Raw genomic sequence first — 19,937 nt, 5'->3', positions numbered from 1 at the left:
GGCGCAAGCGCGGGGCGCGTGTCGATGCGCGCCCCGCGTTCGACGGAGCGCTTAGCGGGCGACCGGAGCCGCCGCCGCGGCGTTGGCGGGCAGGCCGCCCATCTGGGTCACCAGCTTGGTGTAGGCGTCGAGATAGGCGAGCACGATCACCTGGCCGATGGCGGTATCCTGATAGCCGCCGCCGCCGGCCGCCGCGAAGCCGCCCCACCAGCCGCCGCCGGCGCCGCCGCCGAAGCTCAGGTCGGACTTGCGGTAATAGCCTTCGGTCATCGCCTGCTCTTCGGTGGTGCGGGCGTTGACGAGGCTCAGCGTGACGTTCGCTTCCTTCTTGTTGATGCTGATGCCGCCCAGCACGCCGCCGAAGCCATGGCCGATCAGGCCGCCCAGCGCGCCGCCGACGGCGTTGCCGCCCGAATGGTTGTTGCCGCTGACGATGTCGGGCTGGAGGAAATAGTCCGCCGCCTTCACCTGGCCCTTGCCGAGGTTCGAGCCGCCCTGAAGCTCGCCATTGTCGGCCATGGCGCGCTCCATGTTGCGGTTCATCATCGCACGGCCGCGGTTCACCATGGTGAAGCAGCCGGATTGCGCGATGAACACCTTCAGGATCGCCTCGGGGCTGCCGAGATTATATTCGCGCCACCACTGGGTGTCCGGCTCGACGATCGCGACCGTGCCGAGGTTGCGCGTGCAATGCGGGATCTCCTGCGTGCCGCGGGCCTGCGCCTGACGGCCGGAGGAGGGGGCGGCGGCGGTCACCGGCGTGGCGACAAGCGCCGCCATGGCCGAAAAAGCGGCGAGAATACGGATAGTCATGACGAAAATCTCCCCTGTCGACCGCCGTTGCCGCGTTGCGAGGGATTGCAAAGCTACGGACGCGGGCGGCTCCGCCGCCGAGGATAGCGCAGCGCAGGGCCGGCATAAAGCCTTGGCTTGGGGTCTGGCGCGTCTGGTGCTATCGGGCAGCGCGAACCTTCCCGAGGACTTTTCTTCACCGTGGCCACTCCGCTCGACCGTATCCGCAATTTCTCGATCATCGCCCATATCGACCATGGCAAGTCGACGCTGGCGGATCGATTGATCCAGCGCACCGGCGGCCTCTCCGATCGCGAGATGACGGCGCAGGTGCTCGACAATATGGATATCGAGAAGGAGCGCGGCATCACCATCAAGGCGCAGACCGTGCGCCTCGATTACAAGGGCTATGTCCTCAACCTGATGGACACGCCGGGCCACGTCGACTTCGCCTATGAGGTGAGCCGGTCGCTGGCCGCCTGTGAGGGCGCGCTGCTCGTGGTGGACGCGGCGCAGGGCGTCGAGGCGCAGACGCTCGCCAACGTCTATCAGTCGATCGAGCATGACCATGAGATCGTGCCCGTCATCAACAAGATCGACCTCCCCGCCGCCGAGCCCGAGAAGGTGAAGGCCGAGATCGAGGACATCATCGGCCTGCCCGCCGACGATGCGGTGCTGGCGTCGGCCAAGTCCGGCATCGGCATCGACGAGATTCTCGACGCCATCGTCGCGCGCATCCCGGCGCCCAAGGGCGATGCCGACGCGCCGCTCAAGGCGATGCTGGTCGATAGCTGGTACGATCCCTATCTGGGCGTCGTCATCCTCGTGCGCGTGATCGACGGCTCGCTGAAGAAGGGCCAGCAGATCAAGTTCATGAATGCCGGCACCACGCACCTCGTGGACCGCGTCGGCTGCTTCCGCCCGAAGATCGAGCAGCTTGTCGACCTCGGGCCGGGCGAGATCGGCTTCATCACCGCGCAGATCAAGGAAATCACCGAGACCCGCGTCGGCGACACCATCACCGATGCCAAGCGCCCCGCCGCCGAGCCGCTGCCCGGCTTCAAGGAAGTGCAGCCGGTGGTGTTCTGCGGCCTGTTCCCGGTCGACGCCAACGACTTCGAGAAGCTGCGCGAGAGCATCTCGAAGCTGCGCCTCAACGACGCCTCGTTCAGCTTCGAGATGGAGACGTCCGCCGCGCTCGGCTTCGGCTTCCGCTGCGGTTTCCTCGGCCTTCTGCACCTGGAGATCATCCAGGAGCGGCTGATGCGCGAATATGATCTGGATCTCATCACCACGGCGCCGTCGGTGGTCTACAAGATCCACCTCAGCCATTCGAAGACCGAGGACGCGCAGACCATCGAGCTGCACAACCCGGCCGACATGCCCGATCCCAACCGCATCGAGATGATCGAGGAGCCGTGGATCGAGGCGACCATCTATGTGCCCGACGAATATCTGGGCTCCATCCTCAAGCTCTGTCAGGATCGGCGCGGCATCCAGAAGGATCTCACCTATGTCGGCGGCCGTGCGCAGCTCAAATATGAGCTGCCGCTCAACGAAGTGGTGTTCGACTTCTACGATCGCCTGAAGTCGATCTCGCGCGGCTATGCGAGCTTCGATTATCACCAGATCGGCTATCGCGAGGGCGATCTCGTGAAGATGGGCATCCTCGTCAACAACGAGCCGGTCGACGCGCTGTCGATGATCGTCCATCGCGGCACCGCCGAGGTGCGGGGTCGCGGCATGTGCGAGCGGCTGAAGGATCTGATCCCGAGGCACCTGTTCAAGATTCCGATCCAGGCGGCGATCGGCGGCAAAGTGATCGCCCGCGAGACGATCGCGGCGATGCGCAAGGACGTGACGGCCAAGTGCTATGGCGGCGACATCAGCCGCAAGCGCAAGCTTCTCGACAAGCAGAAGGAAGGCAAGAAGCGGATGCGCGAATATGGTTCGGTGCAGATCCCGCAGGAAGCCTTCATCGCGGCGCTCAGGATGGGGGATGACGCCTGAGGCCCGAGACTAAGGAGGGGATTGCAGCGCAATCCCCGAGTTAGACGAGGATCAGCCGAAGGCCGGCCGGCGGGTCACAGACCCGACCGACGACGCGGGCTTTGCCCGCGGCGGGTTCCCCTCCAGACATGGTGGCGAGAAGGCTGGGTTTCCGTTTTCCGTCAATCATATCGGTGCTACCGACTATCCGTTAGGCGCTCCGCCACGGTGACTGGCTTTGGGGTATGCACGATGATGGTCGTTCCGAGCCCTTCGCCACAGCAGGCGATATTGGTTGAAGCGCGACTGCATCAGAAGGACGTTGAGGGCTGTGCTTCGGTCCCCGGGTTCAGTTCCGGTGACATTGACGCTGAAGCAAAATATCTCATTTTCGGCCAGCGTTATGGGACGAACGAGTTTGTCGGCGAGTTCGGAAACATCGTTTGTGCGCTGAGCAGAAGCAGACCTATTACTGTGGTGGTCGATTGGCCGGTCTCCGATTCCGGGGCCTTTTCGTCCTATATTTCCGATCCGCGTGACGACGCGGATAAGTTCCTTCTGACCTTGCCGATATGGGATAGGGGTTCGACGGACGGGCGATCCAGCCAAGCCATGTTCCAATTCATGAGATTGCTACGACGTCTTCGCCTCGCCGGTCGGGACGTCGAAGTTGCTGGCTGCATTCCCCCCACTGCGGGGGATCAGAACGCGTGGGAGGCCGGGATCGCAGACGAGTTGAGGCTGATCTCCAAGAATGGGCGGTTGGTGGTCGCTCTGATGGGGAGCCTTCATGCGACTAAAAAGCTCGTGCCCGATCCTCGGAATATCCTTCCGCCCGATATGATCGATCCCGCCGCCGACAGGTTGCCCAAGGACCAAGTGATTTCCATCCATTTCGAATCCAAGGGCGGAACGGGGTGGGGCTTAGGCGGTCCCTATAAACTTCCGACATATGGCGGAGGTTCGACCTTGTGGTCTCGGTACGTCAGCACCGCGAATGGTTTTGATGGCCGCCTGTTCGTGGGAGCGTCAGCAACCGTATCGCCACCCGTGAAGCGATAAACGGCTTCCCAAAGGAGCGCGCCCGAAACCCGCCAGACCGTTCGCCACCAATCCCCGTCATTCCCGCGAAGGCGGGAATCCATTCGCGCTTCGTTTGACCTTCTGGCGCTGCGGGAATGGACCCCGGATCAAGTCCGGGGTGACGATCGGGGCGGGGTGGCGATGTAAGGGAGGCGGATGGGCGGAGGCAGGCGTCTGCTGCTAGCCATCACACTCGTCGCTCACCCCGCCACCGTAGCCCAGCCCGTCACATCTTCCGCCAGCATCGGGCGGCCGAACAGCCAGCCCTGCGCGTGGGTGCAGCCCATCTGGGCGAGGAGCGTGGCCTGTTCCTCCGTCTCCACGCCCTCGGCCACCACCATCACGCCGATCTGGCGCGCATAGGTCACCAGCATCCGTATCATCGACGCGGTGCGCGGCGTCGCGATGTCGCGGACGAAGCGGTGGTCGATCTTCAGGCTGTCGAACGACAGCGACTGGAGGTGGGTGAGGCTCGAATGCCCTGTCCCGAAATCGTCGAGCGCCACCGTCACGCCCAGTGCGCGGATCTCGTCGACGACATGGCGCAGCCGGCCGAGATCGGCGATGCGCGCCGTCTCGGTGATCTCGATGCGGATGCGATGCGGGGCCAGCTCCGCCGCCGCCAGCGCCGCCACGATCCGGCGCGGGGCGGAGCTTTCCATCAGCTCCACCACCGACATGTTGATCGACACCTGGATCGCCGGCGGCCAGCGCCCGGCGTCGAGGCAGGCGCGCCGGAGCGCGAAGTCGCCCAGTTCGTGGATCAGCCCGGAACGCTCGGCCACCGGGATGAACTCGCCCGGCGACACCTCGCCGCGGATCGGGTGGCGCCAGCGCAGCAGCGCCTCATAGCCGACCGGCCGCCGCGTCTTGAGCGACACGATCGGCTGATAGCGCATGGTGAACTGGTGGTGTTCCAGCCCCTGCCGGATCTCGGCGACGAGGCTCTCCTCCTCGGGCGCGGGGCCGGCATCGGCGTCGGCATCATGGAAGCGGATGCGATCGCCGCCTTCGGCGCGGGCGCGCAGCGCGGCGCTGGTGGCACGTTCGAGCAGGCGCAGCGAGGTCGATCCGTCGATCCCGGCGCGCGCCACGCCGATGCTGCCGGTGATCGGCACGCGACCGCCGGATTCGCTGGTGAACAGGAAGCGCATCGCGGCGAGATAGCGATCGACCGCGGCCGCCAGCGACACGGAGTCGCCGAGCGCGGTGAGCACGATCGCGAAACGGCTCTGGCCGACGCGCGCCATCAGGTCCATCGCGCGGACCGAGACGGACACCTGCATCGCCGCCTGGATCAGCAGCTCGGACGCCGCCGCCCAGCCGCGTTCCTCGAAGATGGCGTCGAACTGGTCCACCTCGACCACCAGCAGCGCGACGCCCAGGCGCGTGCGGGCGGAGGCCTCGATCGCCTGCGCGGTGCGATCGTGCAGCATCTCGGGCGTGGCGAGGCCGGTCAGCGGGTCGCGCCTCCGGCTTTCCTCGAGCAAATGGGAGAGGGTGTGGATCTCGGTCCGGTCCTGAAGGACGAGGCCCACCACCGTCGTGCCGCCGACCTGCGCGTGGATCAGCGACTGACGCCAGCTTCGGAAGCGCCCGCCGGCATCGACCAGCTCGACCGGCGGCAGCGCGTCGCCGCGCCGCGCCTCCGTCGCTGTCGCGCAGAGCTCGGCGAGCAGGGGGTGGCCCGTGATGGCGTGATAGCCGGGCGGCATGTCCGGTTCGGGCGCGAGGCCGAGCATCGTCTCGGCGGCCTCGTTGCAATAGGCGCGGCCGGGCTTTTCCGAGACGATCACGATGCCGTCGGAAAGCCCGCCGAGGATTGAGCGCGCGTCGCGCTTCAGCCCCGCCAGCACGCGGGCGTTGTAGAAGAACAATACCGCCGCCGCGAAGGCGAAGGCGATCGCGACCGCAAGCGTCATCGGTATGGCGTGCGCCAAGATCATTCCGTGCGTCCCAGAACCGACATCGCAACCCGCCCGCGAACGGCAATCCTATCATGCCGGAAGCGTTTGCGTTCGCGCTTTCAAGGTTAAGGATTGCTTAATTGCGCGCGGCCCCGGCGGCATTTTCACGCTCTATCGCGTCGCGGCGACGAAGGATGGCGCAGGCGGCTTCTACCGCCTGTCGTTTCCGGCTAGAGGTGTCGCCCTATGGCGCGAACCGGCCGCACTCCCAAGCCCTTCTTCGACGACAAGAATCGTGCCTTCTGGCTGCTCCAGTCGGCGGGATGGCTGGGCTATTTCCTGCTCCGCTCGCTGGGCGGCGTGGCCAACAACATGGGCCTGCTGTTCATCGTGCCGACCGCGCTGGCAACGGCGACCGGTTATTCGCTGACGCTGCTGATGGGGGCGGCGTTCCGCAAGCTCATCACCGCGCGGCCGTTCTGGACGTGGAGCATCTCGATCGCGCTGCTGCTGGTCTCGTCGGCGGCCTTCTCGACGATCGAGGTGTGGGCGAACGCCACTTTCTATCACCCCGGCACCCGGCCGGAAGGCGCGCAGTTCCTGGGCGCGATCCTGCTCGATTTCGCGGTGCTGGGCGCGTGGAGCGCGCTGTATTACGCGATCAACTTCTATCTGAAGCTGGAGCAGCAGACCGACCAGCTCCAGCGGCTGGAAGGGCAGGCCTCGGCGGCGCAGCTCGCGATGCTGCGCTATCAGCTCAATCCGCACTTCCTGTTCAACACGCTCAATTCGATCTCGACGCTGGTGCTGCTGAAGCAGACCGACCGGGCGAATCTGATGCTCTCGCGTTTGTCGGGCTTTCTGCGCTATACGTTGGTGAACGAGCCCACGGCGCAGGTCACGCTGGCGCAGGAGGTCGAGACGCTGAAGCTCTATCTCGAGATCGAGAAGATGCGGTTCGAGGATCGGCTGCGGCCGCATTTCGACATCGAGCCGGCGGCGGCGGGCACCCGTCTGCCCTCGCTGCTGCTGCAACCGCTGGTCGAGAATGCGATCAAATATGCCGTCACGCCGCAGGAAGAAGGGGCGGATATCGCCGTTTCGGCTCGGCTGATCGGGGATCGCGTGCAGATCAGCGTGACCGATACCGGCCCAGGGTTGAACGAGACGCAGCCACGGACCACCTACTCCACGGGTGTGGGCCTCGCGAATATCCGCGACCGGCTGACGCAGGCCTATGGCCAGCGGCAGCGCTTCGAGGCCCAGCCGGGTGCGGCTGGCGGCTTTGCGGTGACGATCGAGGTTCCATATGAAACGGAGCCCAAGGAGACGGCATGACGATACGGACGATCCTGGTGGACGACGAGCCGCTGGCGATCCAGGGGCTGCAACTGAGATTGCAGCGTCACGAAGATGTCGAGATCATCGATACCTGCCTCAATGGACGCGAGGCGATCCGCTCGATCAAGACGCACAAGCCTGATCTCGTCTTCCTCGATATCCAGATGCCCGGTTTCGATGGCTTCTCGGTCATTCAGGGCCTCATGGAGGTCGAGCCGCCGCTGTTCGTGTTCGTGACGGCCTATTCGGATCACGCGATCCGCGCCTTCGAGGCGCAGGCGACCGACTATCTGATGAAGCCGGTGGAGGAGGAGCGGCTGGCCGACACGCTCGACCGCGTCCGCCAGCGCCTCTCCGAGCGCAAGGGCGTCGAGGAGGCGGGTCGCCTCAAGGAAGCGCTGGCCGAGCACGCGCCCGAGGCCGCCGAGGCGATCGTCGACGGTGCGGCCGATGAAGGCCCCGCCGCCAACCGTTACGAGAAGCTCATCAACATCAAGGATCGCGGGCAGATCTTCCGCGTGGACGTGGACTCGATCGAGCGCATCGACGCGGCCGGCGATTATATGTGCATCTACACCGGCGACAACACGCTGATCCTGCGCGAGACGATGAAGTTCCTGGAGAAGCGCCTCGATCCGCGCCGCTTCCAGCGCGTCCATCGCTCGACGATCGTGAACCTCGATCTGGTGCGTCAGGTGAAGCCGCACACCAACGGCGAATGCTTCCTCGTGCTGGAGAGCGGCGCGCAGGTGAAGGTGTCGCGCAGCTACAAGGATGTGGTCGCCCGCTTCGTTCACTAAGGCGGGGCATTATCGGGCAGCAAAGGCCGCCGCCGCGTTCGTGGTGGTGGCCTTTGCCTTGGGCCATCCCGTCAAGGCGCTGAAGGCCTGGCAGCGGAAATGGAAACTCGATCTGATCGGCCGGACCAATCCCGGATGGGAGGATCTCTTCCTCACGCTCAACGCCTGACGAGGCAGAGATCGGTCCCAGCCTTCGCTGGGACGACGATGATGGCACTGGGACGACGACGATGGCGCTGGGGCGGCGATGTTGGAAGCGCCGCTACCCATCGCCGCAATCCTGTGCGACACTCCTGCCAGCGTGCGTTCGAGTCCTGTGATATCCGTCGCCGAGGGACCGAAGGATGCTGTTCCACCTCTCCATTGCCGCGCGCGATCCGCGCCATGTCGCTCATGTCATCGCCGAACTTTGGGGCGGGGCGGCCGAGCCCTTTCCTCCGGTGTCCGACAATGGCTGGATCGCCATCGCCGGGGATGATCGCGGTACCGCCATGGAGGTCTATCCGCTCGGCACCGTGCTGCGCGAGGTCGAGGGCGATGCCGATGCCACCGGCGAGGCGAGTGGCGCCGACGCCTTCACCGCCACCCACGCCGCGATCGCGACGCCGCTCGATCAACCGGCGGTGCTGGCGATCGCCGCGCGGGAGGGGTGGCCCGCCAAATATCGCAAGCGCGGCGGCGTCTTCGGCGTGATCGAGCTGTGGATCGAGGGTCGCCAGATGATGGAGATCCTCACGCCCGAGATGCAGGCCGAATATCTGGCCGCGATGAGCATCCCCAACTGGCGCGGGATGCTGGCGGCGCGGCGGGCGGCGATGGAGGCGGCGGTTCTCGCTCAGGCCTGAGCGGGCACGAAGCGCATCGCCACGCCGTTCATGCAGTAACGCAGCCCCGTCGGGGGCGGGCCGTCCTCGAACACATGGCCGAGATGCCCGCCGCAGCGCGCGCAATGGACTTCGGTCCGTTCCTCGCCGATCGAGCGGTCCACCCGCTCGCCGATCGCATGGGGGAGATGGTCATAGAAGCTCGGCCAGCCGGTGTGGCTGTCGAACTTGGTCGACGAGGCATAAAGCGGCAGCGCACAGCCCGCGCAGGCGAACACGCCCTTGCGATGCTCGTCGTTGAGCGGGCTGGTGAAGGGATATTCGGTCGATCCCTGGCGCAGCACCGCATAGGCTTGCGGCGACAGGCGCTTACGCCATTCGGCGTCGGGAAGCTGGAAGGGCGCGGGCGTCGCGGCGATGGCGCCGGCCTCGCCGCCCGAGCCCAGCCGCCACGCCAGCGCGCCGGCGGCGACGGTGGTGGCGAGGCCGAGAAAGGCGCGGCGATCGAGGCGGGGGGAGGATATCTCCGTCATGCTCTCTTATACGAATGGCGCGTGCCGCGGGTTACAGCTTCCGCCGATTTGACCGTTCGCCGCCATGCGCCTACGCCATCGATCGCAATTCGTTGCGTCCGCGTTTCCAAGCCTCATCCGAGGAGGAGGAAATGACCATGACGAGGATGCTGCTGCTCGGCCTGTTCGCGCCGCTCGTGGTTGCCGCGCCGGCGCTGGCCGAAAGCCCGTTCGACGGAACCTGGAAGATCGATCTCGGTGCCAGCAAGCTGCCCGAGAAGCCCGACGTCTTCCTGCTCAAGGACGGCGTGTACGAGTGCCGGAGCTGCGCGCCCGCCTTCAAGGTGAAGGCCGATGGCGCCTTCCATTCGGTCGCCGGCCATCCTTATTATGATGCGGTGTCGATCAAGGTGGTCGATCCGCGCACCGTGGTGGAGACCGATCGCAAGGGCGCCAAGACCGTCGTCTCGTCCACGAACAGTGTCTCGGCCGACGGGCGGACGCTCGATTTCAGCTTCAAGGACATGACCGCTGCCAGCGGCGCGGTGGTGACGGGCAAGGGCACGCAGACGCGCGTCGCCAGGGGGCCGGCGGGATCGCACGCCATTTCCGGCTCATGGCGGACGACGAGCCTCTCCAACTTCTCGGAGAACGGCCTCGTGCTGACCTTCAAGGAACAGGGCGGCATGTTCTCCATGTCGACGCCGACCGGCCAGTCCTATACCGCGAAGTTCGGCGGCCCGGCGGTGCCGGTCAAGGGCGACACCGGCGGCACGCACGCGGCCGTGAAGAAGACCGGCCCGCGCGCCTTCGAGGAAACCGATACGCGGGGCGGCAAGGTGGTGATGGTGATCGCCGGCACCGTCTCGCCGGATGGCAAGACGATGACCGCGACGGTCGACGACCGCGAGCATGGCGGCCACGCGACCTACAGGCTGGCCCGGCAATAAGGGGTGGACGCGGGGGGCGGGAAATGACCTCGCCCCTTGCGGCACCATTCGGCCATCCGGTGGTTGGAGTTGGACTGGCAACGGTGGGGAGGGGGACATGATCCGCATTCTGATCGGCAGCATCGTGGGCGGGCTGGCGCAATTCTTCGTGGGCTTCATCTTCTGGGGGCTGCCTTTCCTGTCGCGCATCCCCTTCACCATCGCGCCCGATCCGCAGAACGCCGCCGTGCAGACCGCGCTCGCGCAGAATCTCACGGCGACGGGCACCGGCACCTATTATGTCCCCTGGCCGGACAGCGCGGCGGGCACGGTGCTGCACGGGCGCGGGCCGGTGGCGCTGATCTTCTTCAACACGCACGGTTTCGCGTCGATGGACACGGGCTCGCTGGTGGTCGGCCTGATCCTGTCGATCGCGACGATGCTGCTGCTCGGCCTCGCGCTCCACGCGATCGCGGCGCGCGTGCTCGATTTCCCGAGCCGGGCGCGGATCGTGGTGCTGACCGGCGTGGCGACGGTGCTCTACTTCACCATCGCGGCACCGGTGTATAATTACTACATGCCGTGGGGCTACTGGATCTATCTCGGCCTGTCTCAGCTTGTCGGCTGGGTCGTCGGCGGGCTGATCCTCGCGCGCTGGTTCGTGCCGCGCGCCTGAGCCTTATTCGAGCAGGCCGAGGAAGCGGGCGGCGGCGCGGAAATCGCGCCGCTTGTCCTCGCGCGCGGCGGTGGCGAGAACGTCCTCGCCCCATTGCTCGGCCTGCCAGAGATCGTCCAGCTCGGCGGCCTCCCACCCGTCATGCTCGGTCATCGCGCCCTCGGCGATCGCCAGCGCGAGCACCAGCGAGCCGGATAGCGTGACGAGCGGCGACAGGCCGGCGAGGTGGAAGGCATCGCGCGCGGAAACCGCCGTCGCCAGACGCTTCACCGTCTCCTCGGGCTGAGCGATATGGACGATGCCGGCGGTGACGCGGAACTCCACGCCATAGCGCGCCCGCGCCCAGTCGAGCGGGCCGTCCCACATCGCGCCCTGCCGCGCGGTCAGCTCGGTGGGGTGCGAGGCGCGGTAGCAGAGCAGGTCGCCCTCGGCATAGCGCGCCAGGCCGGCGGCGAAGGCGGCGGTGTCGGGCGCGATGCGGTCGATCGCGGCGTTGGCGAGGCCGGTCAGCGGCATGGTGTGCGGATCGATCTCGCCCTCCACCTGCCGCCACTCCTCGGCGACGGCGTGGGCGAGCGCATCGGTCGGCAGCACCAGCTCGGCGCGGGCCGGCGTCCTGAGCGCGCGGCCGTCGAGGCGGATGGCGCGGTTCTCGACCGTGACGTCCTTCCAGAAACGCTTGGCCTGCGGGATCATTTCGGGCTCCGCCAGCGGCGCGCGAGCATCTTCGGTACCACGATCGTTTCGATCAGGCCGACCACGAACAGCACGCCGCCGAAGCCGTAGCGGCCGCCGAGCGCACCGCCCAGCATCATCCACAGCCCGAGCAGCATCAGCACCACGCCGCCGAGCCTGAGCCCGGTCAGCACCGCGAAGCGATCGCGGGCGCGCTTGTCGTCGATGGCCTTGGGGTCGGGTGTCATGCGGTCTCCCTCGAGCAGAGCAGGGGCAGTTCGGACGGATGGAGGGCGACGACATCGGCGCCCTCGGCCAGCAGCTCGGCCGGCTCATGATAACCCCATGCGACGCCGATCGCACGCACGCCGGCATTGTGCGCCATCAGAATGTCGTAGCTGGTGTCGCCGATCATCACGGTGGAAAGCCGATCCGCGCCCGCCTCCGCCATCGCCAGCTCGATCATCGAGGGATGGGGCTTGGAGGGGTGGCGATCGGCGGTCTGGAGCGTGACGAAACGCTGGAACAGACCGTGATGTTCGAGTACCAGCCTGAGGCCCCGGTCCGACTTGCCGGTGGCGACGCCGAGCAGCCAGCCGTCCGCCTCCAGCCGGTCGAGCGTCTCGACGATGCCCTCGTAGAGCGCTTCCTCGACCTCGCCCTGCTCGCGCATCCGCCGGAAGCAGCGCTTATAGCCTTCGGCGAGGTCATGGTGGTGCGCATCGTCGGCATCCGGCAACAGCGCGCGCATCGCCTCGGGGAGCGACAGGCCGACGATCCGGCGCACCGCCGCGCGATCGGGCGCGGCCCGGCCGGCCTCGGCGAAGCAGGCGGTCATTGCGGCGTGGATGTTCGCCTGGCTGTCGACCAGCGTGCCGTCGCAGTCGAAGATGGCGAGGCGGTTGGTCATCGCGCCATCAGCTCCGCCTCGCGCGCGCGGCCTGTGGCGGCGAGCATCCGCGCCAACGCGGCGCGATCCTCAGGCCCCTTGTTCTGGCCCATCTTGCGGGTGCCGCGCCATGCGGTGGGGGTCAGTTCGAAACCCCGGATCGCCTTGAGCATCGCCTCGAACCGGCCGGGCGGCATCTTGTCGCGCGTCCACACCGGCTTGGGCGCCAGCGCCCGCTCGAAATGATCGCTCAGCGCCTCGACCTGCGCGGCGAGCGCCGTCTCGTCGAGCGCCGTCACCGGCCCCTCGACCTCGACTGCGAGATAGTTCCAGGTCGGCACCTGATTCTCGGAGGCATACCAGTCCGGGCTGACGTAGAAATCGGCGTCGGTGACGCTCGCCACCCCATGCGCGCCGTCGAGATGGCGGGTGATGCGGTTGCCGCGTGCGAGGTGGAAGCGCAGCCGCCCCTCCGCCGTGACGATCAGCGGCGCATGGGCGACGATCGGCCCTTCCGGCCCGCCCACGCACAGCGTCGCGAAGCCGCGTGCGGCGACGAAGGCGCGCATCGCCGCTTCCTCCTCCCAGCGGAAGGCCGCGTTGGGATGCATCAGCCGCGCCCGCGGCCGCGACGCTCGCCCTTGCGCTCCTTGCGGCGATCCTTGGCGGCATGGGTGGCGGCGCGGCGCTTGCCCTCGGGCGTCTCGGAGAATTTCATCTCGTCGATCGGCAGCGCATCGCCCAGCGCCGGATCGAAGCCGAGATGCTTCAGACTGTCCGCGAAATGGGTGGGCAGCTCGGCGCGGATGTCGATCTGGCCGCCATCGGGATGATCGATTTTGATGCGACGGGCATGGAGGTGCATCTTGCGGCTGACGCCCCCGGTCAGGAAGGATTCCTGCCCGCCATATTTGCCGTCGCCGACGATCGGATGGCCGATCGCCGCCATATGGACGCGGAGCTGGTGGGTGCGGCCGGTCAGCGGATGCAGCTCGACGAAGGCGGCGCGGTTGCCGGCGCGCTCGATCACGCGATAGCGCGTGCGCGACGGCGAACCCTCCTTCTCGTCGACATACATCTTCTCGCCGCCGGTGCCGGGCTGCTTGGCGATGGGCAGCTCGATCAGCCCCTCCTCGATCGAGGGCACGCCGGCGATGATCGCCCAATAGACCTTCCGTGCCGTGCGGCTGGAGAAGCTCTTGGCGAAGAAGGCGGCGGCGCGCGCGTTGCGGGCGATCAGCAGCGCGCCCGACGTATCCTTGTCGAGCCGGTGGACCAGCTTCGGCCGCCCCTCGCTCTCGAACTGGAGCGCGTCGAGCAGGCCGTCGACATGACGCTCGGTCTTGGTGCCGCCCTGCGTCGCGAGGCCAGGCGGCTTGTTGATGACGATCGCGGCGTCATCCCTGTGGATCACGAGGCTCTGCGCGAACTCGGTCTCGTCGGCGGAGAGCGGCTTGCGCTCGCGCCTGGGCTTCGCCTTGTCGGGGGCGGGGGCCTCCAGCGGGGGCACGCGGATGATCTGCCCCTGCTCGACGCGATCGCCCGGCGCCGCGCGCTTGCCGTCGACGCGGAGCTGCCCCGTGCGCGCCCAGCGCGACACGATGTTGAAGCTGGCATCCGGCATATGGCGCTTGAACCAGCGATCGAGGCGGATGCCGTCGTCGTCGGGGGCTACCTTGAACTGGCGGACGTCCTCGCCCTTGGAGTCGGTCTTGGTCATGCGGGCAATATCCTAGCGAGGCCGAGGCCCACGAACAGCAGCAGGATCGCGCCCACGGCGGAGCTTGTGACATAGAGCGCGGCCGCGCCCCAGTCTCCGCGCTGGATCATGTTGGCGGCTTCCAGGCTGAAGGTGGAGAAGGTGGTGTAGCCGCCCAGCACGCCGACGCCGATCAACAGGCGCCAGCCCTCGCCCGCCGACGAGGCGGAACGCGCCAGCAGCCCGGCCAGCAGGCCCATGAAGAGCCCGCCGGAGAGATTGATGAACCAGGTTCCCCACGGGAATCCGGGGCCGAGCAGGGCAAGCGAGAGGCGCCCGACCTGATAGCGCAGGCCTGCGCCGAGCGCCCCGCCGACCATGACGAAGAAAAGCGGCATGGAATGCGCCTTAGAGCAGCGGACGCACAGGGGCTAGGGGCTGTGTCCGCCCGATGGGCGTCAGGCGCCTTCGGTCCAGACATAGTCGACCGGAGTGGCGCCGCGCGCGGGCGTGCCGATCGTGATGACGAAGATCACGTCCTTGCGCGTGCCGGCCAGCACCCAGTCGCCATTCTTGTCCTCGCGCTCGGTCTCGTAGCCGCCGGCCTGCGCGCGGGTGCGATACCAGTCGAGCACGGCGGCGCGATCGCCGGCGACGGCGAAGCTCGCCACGCGGGCCTTGCAGGCGCCGTCATGGCCGGCGGCCTCCTGGAGCTTCGCCTGCGGGTGCATGGGCAGATCGGCCGGCAGCTTCGCCGCCCAGTCATTGGCGTAGACGAGGCCCGAGAGGCAGTTGCTGGCGCCTTCCGTCACCACCGGCATCCCGCGATGCGGATCGACTCTGATCGCGCTCGCGAGCTGACGGTTGCCGGCGCTGTCGACCAGCGCGGCGTCCATCTGATCGAGATTCTTCGCGGGCGTCGAGGCCTTGTGGCAGCCGGGCAGGAGCATCAGCGCGGCGAGCGCGGGCAGCAGGGAGGCGGATCGGGCGAGGCGCATGAGGCGGGCGTCCTGTCTGTGTGACGCCGATGTAGCGCATCGCGGCGGCGTGCGCGGCTATGATGTCGGCCCGCCTGTCCCGAAATGGCCCGCCCTCAGTGACCCGTCACGAGGAGGTGGCCACTGCTGCCCTTGCCGTCATCGCCGATCTGGATGGCGAGGTGGGTGGGGCGATCCTTGTCGTCCGCCCGCGTCGCCTCGAACTGATTGGTGCCGGTGGCGGGATCGATTGTCCAGCCTTGCTTCTGCGCCTCGTCGCGATACCAGGCGAGCACGCGGCCGCTGTCGGCCGGCGCGGTGAAGCCCATCTCGACATTGCCCTCCCCGCCGGCATCGCCGCGCACGTTCACGCCGTGGATGCTGGTGCCGGGGAAGATCCTGAGATTGTCGATGTGCGTCGTGTCGGAGCCGAAGGCCATGTCCGGCAGGTTCACCTTGGCCGAGAAGCCCGGCACGTCGACCGAGACGCCGTGCGAGCCCTTGGTATCGCCGGCGGCCGATTCCGCGCTGTTGCCGAAGCTGATGCTGGCGGTGGTGTTGCCGTCCTTGTCGTGCGCGCGGATGTCGCAACCGGCGAGGAGCAGGCCGGCGGCGGCCAGCGCGACGGCGCCGTGCAGGCGAGAAAAGGGGCGGGCGGTCATCGGCATCGTCTCCCGGTCGGGCTGTCTTGCGGACATGCTACACCGGGGCCACGGGCAAGGTAAATCCGCCGCATGACCCTACGGCGTGCGATGTTTCAGACAAATCGCGCGTTTATTTCACCGACGAAACCCTGCCGCAAGGCAGACAGGTGACACCGCTTTCAAGCCGACGGCGCTTTCAACTTTCCCCCCGGGAGCGCCGTCGGTCAATGCAGAAGGGCGCGCCGTCTCGGACGGCGCGCCCTTTTTCCTGGGTGAAGCGCCGGCCCACGAGCCGGCGCCCCCTCGCTCACTCCGCGGCGACGCCCGCGCGGGTGAACATGTCGCCTTCGCTCGACGTGGCATCCTCATTGGCGGCGAGCGCCGACTTGGCGGCCTTGCGGCGATCGAAATTGTCCCACACCTCGCCCCAGTTGCCGCGCGTCGCGGCCTTGGAATATTCGGTGGCGCGGGTCTCGAAGAAGTTGGCGTGCTCGACACCGTTGAGCAGCGGCGCGAGCCACGGCAGCGGGTGCTCCTCGATCATGTAGATCGGCTTCAGGCCGAGCTGGCCGAGGCGCCAGTCCGCCACGAAGCGGATGTAGCGCTTGATGTCCTTGGGCGTCATGCCGTTGACCGGGCCCATCTCGAACACGAGGTCGATGAAGGCGTCCTCGATGCGGACGGTCTTCTGGCACATGTCCATGATGTCGTCCTTCACCGCCGGGGTGAGGCACTGACGCTCCTGACAGAAGGCGTGGAACAGGCGGATGATGCCCTCGCAGTGGAGGCTCTCGTCGCGCACCGACCAGCTGACGATCTGGCCCATGCCCTTCATCTTGTTGAAGCGCGGGAAGTTCATCAGCATCGCGAAGGACGCGAACAGCTGGAGCCCTTCGGTGAAGCCGCCGAACATGGCGAGCGTGCGCGCGATGTCCTGATCGTTGTCGACGCCGAAGGTGGCGAGATAGTCGTGCTTGTCCTTCATCTCTTTATACTGGAGGAAGGCGCTGTACTCGCTCTCGGGCATCCCGATGGTGTCGAGCAGGTGGCTGTAGGCTGCGATGTGCACCGTCTCCATGTTGGAGAAGGCGGTGAGCATCATCTTCACCTCGGTGGGCTTGAACACCCGGCCGTATTTCTCGTGGTAGCAGTCCTGCACCTCGACGTCGGCCTGCGTGAAGAAGCGGAAGATCTGGGTCAGCAGGTTGCGCTCATGGTCGGTGAGCTTCTGCGCCCAGTCGCGGCAATCCTCGCCGAGCGGCACCTCCTCGGGCAGCCAGTGGAGCTGCTGCTGGCGCTTCCAGAACTCGAACGCCCACGGATATTCGAAGGGCTTGTAGGTCTTGGAGGCTTGGAGAAGAGGCATGTTCAGGCTCCGTGCGAATGCAGGGCGACCGCAAAAGAGGTCAGGATCAGGATGGGCGAAAGAAAGGCGATGCCGCACGCCAGATAGAGCAGGCGGGCGACCGGACCGAGACGCGTGAAGACGGCGCGCGCGAGCAGCAGCGCGCCTGCCACATAGAGCGCGAAGGCGCTGACATGCACCGGCATCAGCGCCTGCGCGCGCGCGGGCAGCACGGAGGCGGTGAGGCTCAGCGTGGCGACCAGCCCGCTCCCCAGCAGCACCCAGAACTCCTGCGGCTTGCGGTGCAGCCGATAGGCCGCGAACAGCAGCACCGGGCCGACCAGCAGCGCGATCCAGCGCAGCAGCAGCACGCTCATGCCCGCCCCCATGCGGCCGAGAGCGGCCCCACGCGCGCCCCGCCAACGCCGGCGTCGCCGCCGGTCTGTTCGAAGAGACGGATTTTCATTCCGTGGAATATAGGCGCAAACACGGCATTTCGCGACTGCGCGGCCTCTCCCGCCACGGGAGAGGGCCGATGCGGCGCCCCCGGCATCATCGGGTGCCCGCCATCGCCACCGCCTGATCGAGCCGATCGGCATAAGCGTCGAGCACCGCCGCCGTCTTGCCGACATAGGCGGTGGCGTCGTCGAAGCGACGCTCCTCGATCGCTTCGCGCACACCCGGCAGCGTCTTGGCGCCATAGCCGGTGAAGCGGCCCGGCGCGTAGATCAGGTTCCGATACCAGGGCCGGAAAGGCAGGCCCGCCGGATCGATCAGCACCTGGTCGATCTGGCGGAGCGACGCCTCGATCCGCGCGCGGGTGGCGGCGGAGAGCCGGTCCTCGCCCGCCAGCATCGCATCGGCGGCGGCGGCCGAGCGGGTGAGCCGCGCCGAGGCAGCATCGAGCGCGGCCATGTCGATCGCCGGGGTCGGCGCCTTGGCCTCGGGGGCCGCGGTGGGCGCGTCCGGGTTGGAGGCGAGGCGGAAGGCGTGGACGGCGCGCGCGTCGGCCTGCGCCTGATCCTGCTTGCGCTGATCGGCCGCGAGCTTCTTCACCTCGTCGACATAACGCGCGACGGTGCTCGCGAAGTCGCCATAGCGGGCCGGCACGCGCGGCGCGTCGGCGGCGCGCATCACCAGCCGCCCGATCAGCTTCGACAGCGCCGCGCCATATTTCAGGCCCGGATCGTCGAACCGGGTGAAGTGGGTGAAGCTGTCATAGACCGAGTGGTAGGAGCCGCCGGCCGCATCCTCGCCGCCGAAGCCCACGTCCAGCGCCGGAATGCCGAGATGCTGGAGGAAGGAGGAGTAATCCGATCCCGATCCCAGCGGCCCGATCGGCAGATCGCCGCCGGCCTTCGCCGCCGCGACCATATAATCCTTCTCGCTGCCGGGCTTCTCCGCCTCATGCGCGAGGATCTCGGCGCGCGCGCGTTCGGCCAGCGTGGCGCCGGTCTCGGGATCGGTGACGTCGCCGGTGGTCTGGTCGGCGAAATGCTGAAGGTCGTGGCTGCCCTCGATATGGATGAAGCCGCGGCCGTTATTGTCGGTGTTGATGTAGAGCACGGCCTTGCGCTTCAGCTCGTCGGCGTGCGTCTCGGCCCATTCGGTCGAGCCGAGCAGGCCGGGCTCCTCGCCGTCCCAGCTCGCGTAGACGATGGTGCGATCCGGCCGCCAGCCCTTCTTCACGAGCTGGCCCATCGCCTGCGCCTCGTTGAGCATGGCGACATGGCCCGACAGCGGATCGGCGGCGCCGAACACCCAGCCGTCGCGATGGTTGGCGCGGATCACCCACTCGTCGGGGCGCGTCCTGCCCTTGAGCGTGGCGATCACGTCGTAGAGCGTCTTGAGCGACCAGTCCGACTTGACCGCCAGATGCGCCGTCACCGCGCCGGTGCCGCCATAATGATAGGCGAGGCCCAGCGCGCCGCGATTCCCGCCGGTCGCCAGCGGCCCTTGCAGCCCGGCGAGCAGCTTCGTCGCGTCGGCATAGGAAATCGGCAGCGTCGGAATCCTGAGAATCGTCTGCGCCTGTTCGCGGGTCAGCCGCTTGGCGTCGGCGGTGGCGCCGATGCCGGGGGTCAGCGGATCGCCCGGATAGAGGGTCATGTCCTGCACCGATCCGCGCTGCACGCCATGATCGGGCCGGCCGCCGCCCTGCGGATAGCTGTCCCACTTGGCATAGCCGTCGTCGGCGGGATCGGAATAGATCAGGCAACCCGCCGCGCCATGCTCCTGCGCGAGCTTGGGCTTCAGGCCGCGCCATCCCGCGCCATAGCGGGCAAGCACGATCTTGCCCTTCACATCGATGCCGCGCCGCGCCAGCTCCTCATAATCGGCGGGCATCCCGTAATTCACATAGACGACCGGCGCGGTGACGTCGCCGTCGCCCTGATAGGCGACATAAGGCGGCAGCGCGCCCTGCGTCTCGGCCGAGGTCGGATCGCCGGGGACGGGCGGCTCCTGCCCGCCGAGCGTCACCTTCGTCGGTGCGATCATCTCCAGCGTGGTGGAGATCGGGGTGGGATAGAGAACCTGGAAGGTTTCGATATGCGCGTCCCAGCCCCACGACCTGAACTGGGCGAGCACCTTCTCGGCATTCGCCTTGTCGTGCGGCGAGCCGACATGGTTGGGGGCGGACGACATGTCCTTCAGCCAGGCGGTCTGCTCGTCGCTGCTGATCGCGGCGTCGAAGGCGGCCTCGCGCGTGTGCGCGCCAGCGGCGACGGGCGCGGCGGCGGAGGCGAAGGTGCTGCAAGCGAGCGACGCGATGCCCACGCCGGCGAGAAGTCGTCCTGTGAAGGTCATGCCCCTATGCTCTCCCTGCTTGCCCCCCGGCAACCCGCTTTCCATCG

At 67.3% G+C, this 19,937-nt stretch carries 22 protein-coding genes; 8 read left to right on the top strand and 14 right to left on the bottom strand.

Translation table 11 applies throughout. The features are described from left to right. Positions 1-51 precede the first annotated feature (51 nt). The gene (locus FHS98_RS15330) at positions 52-813 is read right to left on the bottom strand and encodes a CsgG/HfaB family protein (RefSeq protein WP_208402301.1); all 762 of its coding nucleotides are present in this window, start codon (positions 811-813) and stop codon (positions 52-54) included. A gap of 180 nt (positions 814-993) precedes the next feature. Here FHS98_RS15330 and lepA point away from each other — a divergent pair, with 180 nt between their 5' ends. Together lepA and FHS98_RS15320 are read left to right on the top strand one after the other, a co-directional pair. Beyond that, positions 994-2,802 carry a translation elongation factor 4 gene (lepA, locus tag FHS98_RS15325; protein ID WP_167107050.1) on the top strand — a complete coding sequence of 603 codons (1,809 nt, stop codon included), beginning with the start codon at positions 994-996 and terminating at the stop codon, positions 2,800-2,802. A gap of 231 nt (positions 2,803-3,033) precedes the next feature. Then, on the top strand, positions 3,034-3,843 hold the full coding sequence (locus FHS98_RS15320) for a hypothetical protein (protein WP_167107047.1): 810 nt from the start codon (positions 3,034-3,036) through the stop codon (positions 3,841-3,843). Between the two features lie 221 nt (positions 3,844-4,064). Here FHS98_RS15320 and FHS98_RS15315 read toward each other — a convergent pair whose 3' ends face one another. Continuing rightward, positions 4,065-5,786, bottom strand: coding sequence for a putative bifunctional diguanylate cyclase/phosphodiesterase (locus FHS98_RS15315; protein ID WP_167107044.1), 1,722 nt, complete (start codon positions 5,784-5,786; stop codon positions 4,065-4,067). Between the two features lie 231 nt (positions 5,787-6,017). Between FHS98_RS15315 and FHS98_RS15310 the strand changes: the two genes are divergently transcribed. From FHS98_RS15310 to FHS98_RS15300, 4 genes are all read left to right on the top strand, one after another. After that, positions 6,018-7,109: a sensor histidine kinase gene (locus FHS98_RS15310; protein ID WP_167107041.1), complete on the top strand. Its 1,092-nt coding sequence runs from the start codon at positions 6,018-6,020 to the stop codon at positions 7,107-7,109. Further along, the gene (locus FHS98_RS15305) at positions 7,106-7,912 is read left to right on the top strand and encodes a LytR/AlgR family response regulator transcription factor (RefSeq protein ID WP_167107038.1); all 807 of its coding nucleotides are present in this window, start codon (positions 7,106-7,108) and stop codon (positions 7,910-7,912) included. The genes FHS98_RS15310 and FHS98_RS15305 overlap by 4 nt, the downstream gene beginning before the upstream one ends. Beyond that, positions 7,887-8,081 carry a GIY-YIG nuclease family protein gene (locus tag FHS98_RS18690; RefSeq protein WP_208402320.1) on the top strand — a complete coding sequence of 65 codons (195 nt, stop codon included), beginning with the start codon at positions 7,887-7,889 and terminating at the stop codon, positions 8,079-8,081. Before FHS98_RS15305 ends, FHS98_RS18690 begins: the two co-directional genes overlap by 26 nt. Positions 8,082-8,256: 175 nt before the next feature. Then, positions 8,257-8,757: a hypothetical protein gene (locus FHS98_RS15300; protein WP_167107035.1), complete on the top strand. Its 501-nt coding sequence runs from the start codon at positions 8,257-8,259 to the stop codon at positions 8,755-8,757. Here FHS98_RS15300 and msrB read toward each other — a convergent pair. Beyond that, complete coding sequence (msrB, locus tag FHS98_RS15295; protein WP_167107032.1) at positions 8,748-9,269, bottom strand: peptide-methionine (R)-S-oxide reductase MsrB; 522 nt, start codon at positions 9,267-9,269, stop codon at positions 8,748-8,750. The two genes, FHS98_RS15300 and msrB, sit on opposite strands and share 10 nt — an antisense overlap. A 131-nt stretch (positions 9,270-9,400) precedes the next feature. Between msrB and FHS98_RS15290 the strand changes: the two genes are divergently transcribed. Continuing rightward, positions 9,401-10,198 (top strand): hypothetical protein, encoded by a 798-nt coding sequence (locus tag FHS98_RS15290; RefSeq protein ID WP_167107029.1) that lies wholly within the window; start codon positions 9,401-9,403, stop codon positions 10,196-10,198. A 97-nt stretch (positions 10,199-10,295) separates the two neighbouring features. Continuing rightward, a complete protein-coding gene (locus FHS98_RS15285; protein ID WP_167107026.1) occupies positions 10,296-10,853 on the top strand; it encodes a hypothetical protein in 558 nt (185 codons plus the stop codon). A gap of 3 nt (positions 10,854-10,856) precedes the next feature. On the opposite strand, the gene FHS98_RS15280 is transcribed toward FHS98_RS15285, so the two are convergent. From FHS98_RS15280 to FHS98_RS15230, 11 genes are all read right to left on the bottom strand, one after another. Further along, positions 10,857-11,549 (bottom strand): ATP12 family chaperone protein, encoded by a 693-nt coding sequence (locus tag FHS98_RS15280; protein ID WP_167107023.1) that lies wholly within the window; start codon positions 11,547-11,549, stop codon positions 10,857-10,859. Continuing rightward, a complete protein-coding gene (locus tag FHS98_RS15275) occupies positions 11,546-11,776 on the bottom strand; it encodes a hypothetical protein (protein ID WP_167107020.1) in 231 nt (76 codons plus the stop codon). The genes FHS98_RS15280 and FHS98_RS15275 overlap by 4 nt, the downstream gene beginning before the upstream one ends. After that, positions 11,773-12,438: an HAD-IA family hydrolase gene (locus FHS98_RS15270; protein ID WP_167107017.1), complete on the bottom strand. Its 666-nt coding sequence runs from the start codon at positions 12,436-12,438 to the stop codon at positions 11,773-11,775. Before FHS98_RS15270 ends, FHS98_RS15275 begins: the two co-directional genes overlap by 4 nt. Continuing rightward, a complete protein-coding gene (locus tag FHS98_RS15265) occupies positions 12,435-13,028 on the bottom strand; it encodes an FMN-binding negative transcriptional regulator (RefSeq protein WP_167107014.1) in 594 nt (197 codons plus the stop codon). Before FHS98_RS15265 ends, FHS98_RS15270 begins: the two co-directional genes overlap by 4 nt. Next, a complete protein-coding gene (locus FHS98_RS15260; RefSeq protein WP_167107011.1) occupies positions 13,028-14,137 on the bottom strand; it encodes an RluA family pseudouridine synthase in 1,110 nt (369 codons plus the stop codon). The genes FHS98_RS15265 and FHS98_RS15260 overlap by 1 nt, the downstream gene beginning before the upstream one ends. Next, a complete protein-coding gene (crcB, locus tag FHS98_RS15255) occupies positions 14,134-14,514 on the bottom strand; it encodes a fluoride efflux transporter CrcB (RefSeq protein WP_167107008.1) in 381 nt (126 codons plus the stop codon). Before crcB ends, FHS98_RS15260 begins: the two co-directional genes overlap by 4 nt. A 60-nt stretch (positions 14,515-14,574) precedes the next feature. Then, on the bottom strand, positions 14,575-15,114 hold the full coding sequence (locus tag FHS98_RS15250; protein WP_167107005.1) for a hypothetical protein: 540 nt from the start codon (positions 15,112-15,114) through the stop codon (positions 14,575-14,577). Positions 15,115-15,209: 95 nt separating this feature from the next. Beyond that, entirely contained in the window at positions 15,210-15,791 is a 582-nt protein-coding gene (locus tag FHS98_RS15245) for a hypothetical protein (RefSeq protein ID WP_167107002.1), read from the bottom strand. Between the two features lie 253 nt (positions 15,792-16,044). Continuing rightward, positions 16,045-17,103, bottom strand: coding sequence for a ribonucleotide-diphosphate reductase subunit beta (locus FHS98_RS15240; RefSeq protein ID WP_167106999.1), 1,059 nt, complete (start codon positions 17,101-17,103; stop codon positions 16,045-16,047). A 2-nt stretch (positions 17,104-17,105) separates the two neighbouring features. After that, on the bottom strand, positions 17,106-17,459 hold the full coding sequence (locus FHS98_RS15235) for a hypothetical protein (RefSeq protein WP_167106996.1): 354 nt from the start codon (positions 17,457-17,459) through the stop codon (positions 17,106-17,108). Between the two features lie 175 nt (positions 17,460-17,634). Further along, positions 17,635-19,890, bottom strand: a complete 2,256-nt coding sequence (locus FHS98_RS15230; RefSeq protein ID WP_167106993.1) for a transferrin receptor-like dimerization domain-containing protein — start codon at positions 19,888-19,890, stop codon at positions 17,635-17,637. Positions 19,891-19,937: the final 47 nt, after the last annotated feature.

The sequence above is a fragment of the Sphingomonas oligoaromativorans genome (assembly GCF_011762195.1).
Taxonomy (GTDB): domain Bacteria; phylum Pseudomonadota; class Alphaproteobacteria; order Sphingomonadales; family Sphingomonadaceae; genus Solisphingomonas; species Solisphingomonas oligoaromativorans.
Note: the sequence above shows the minus strand (reverse complement) of the source record. Positions and strands in the feature narration are given on the sequence as shown.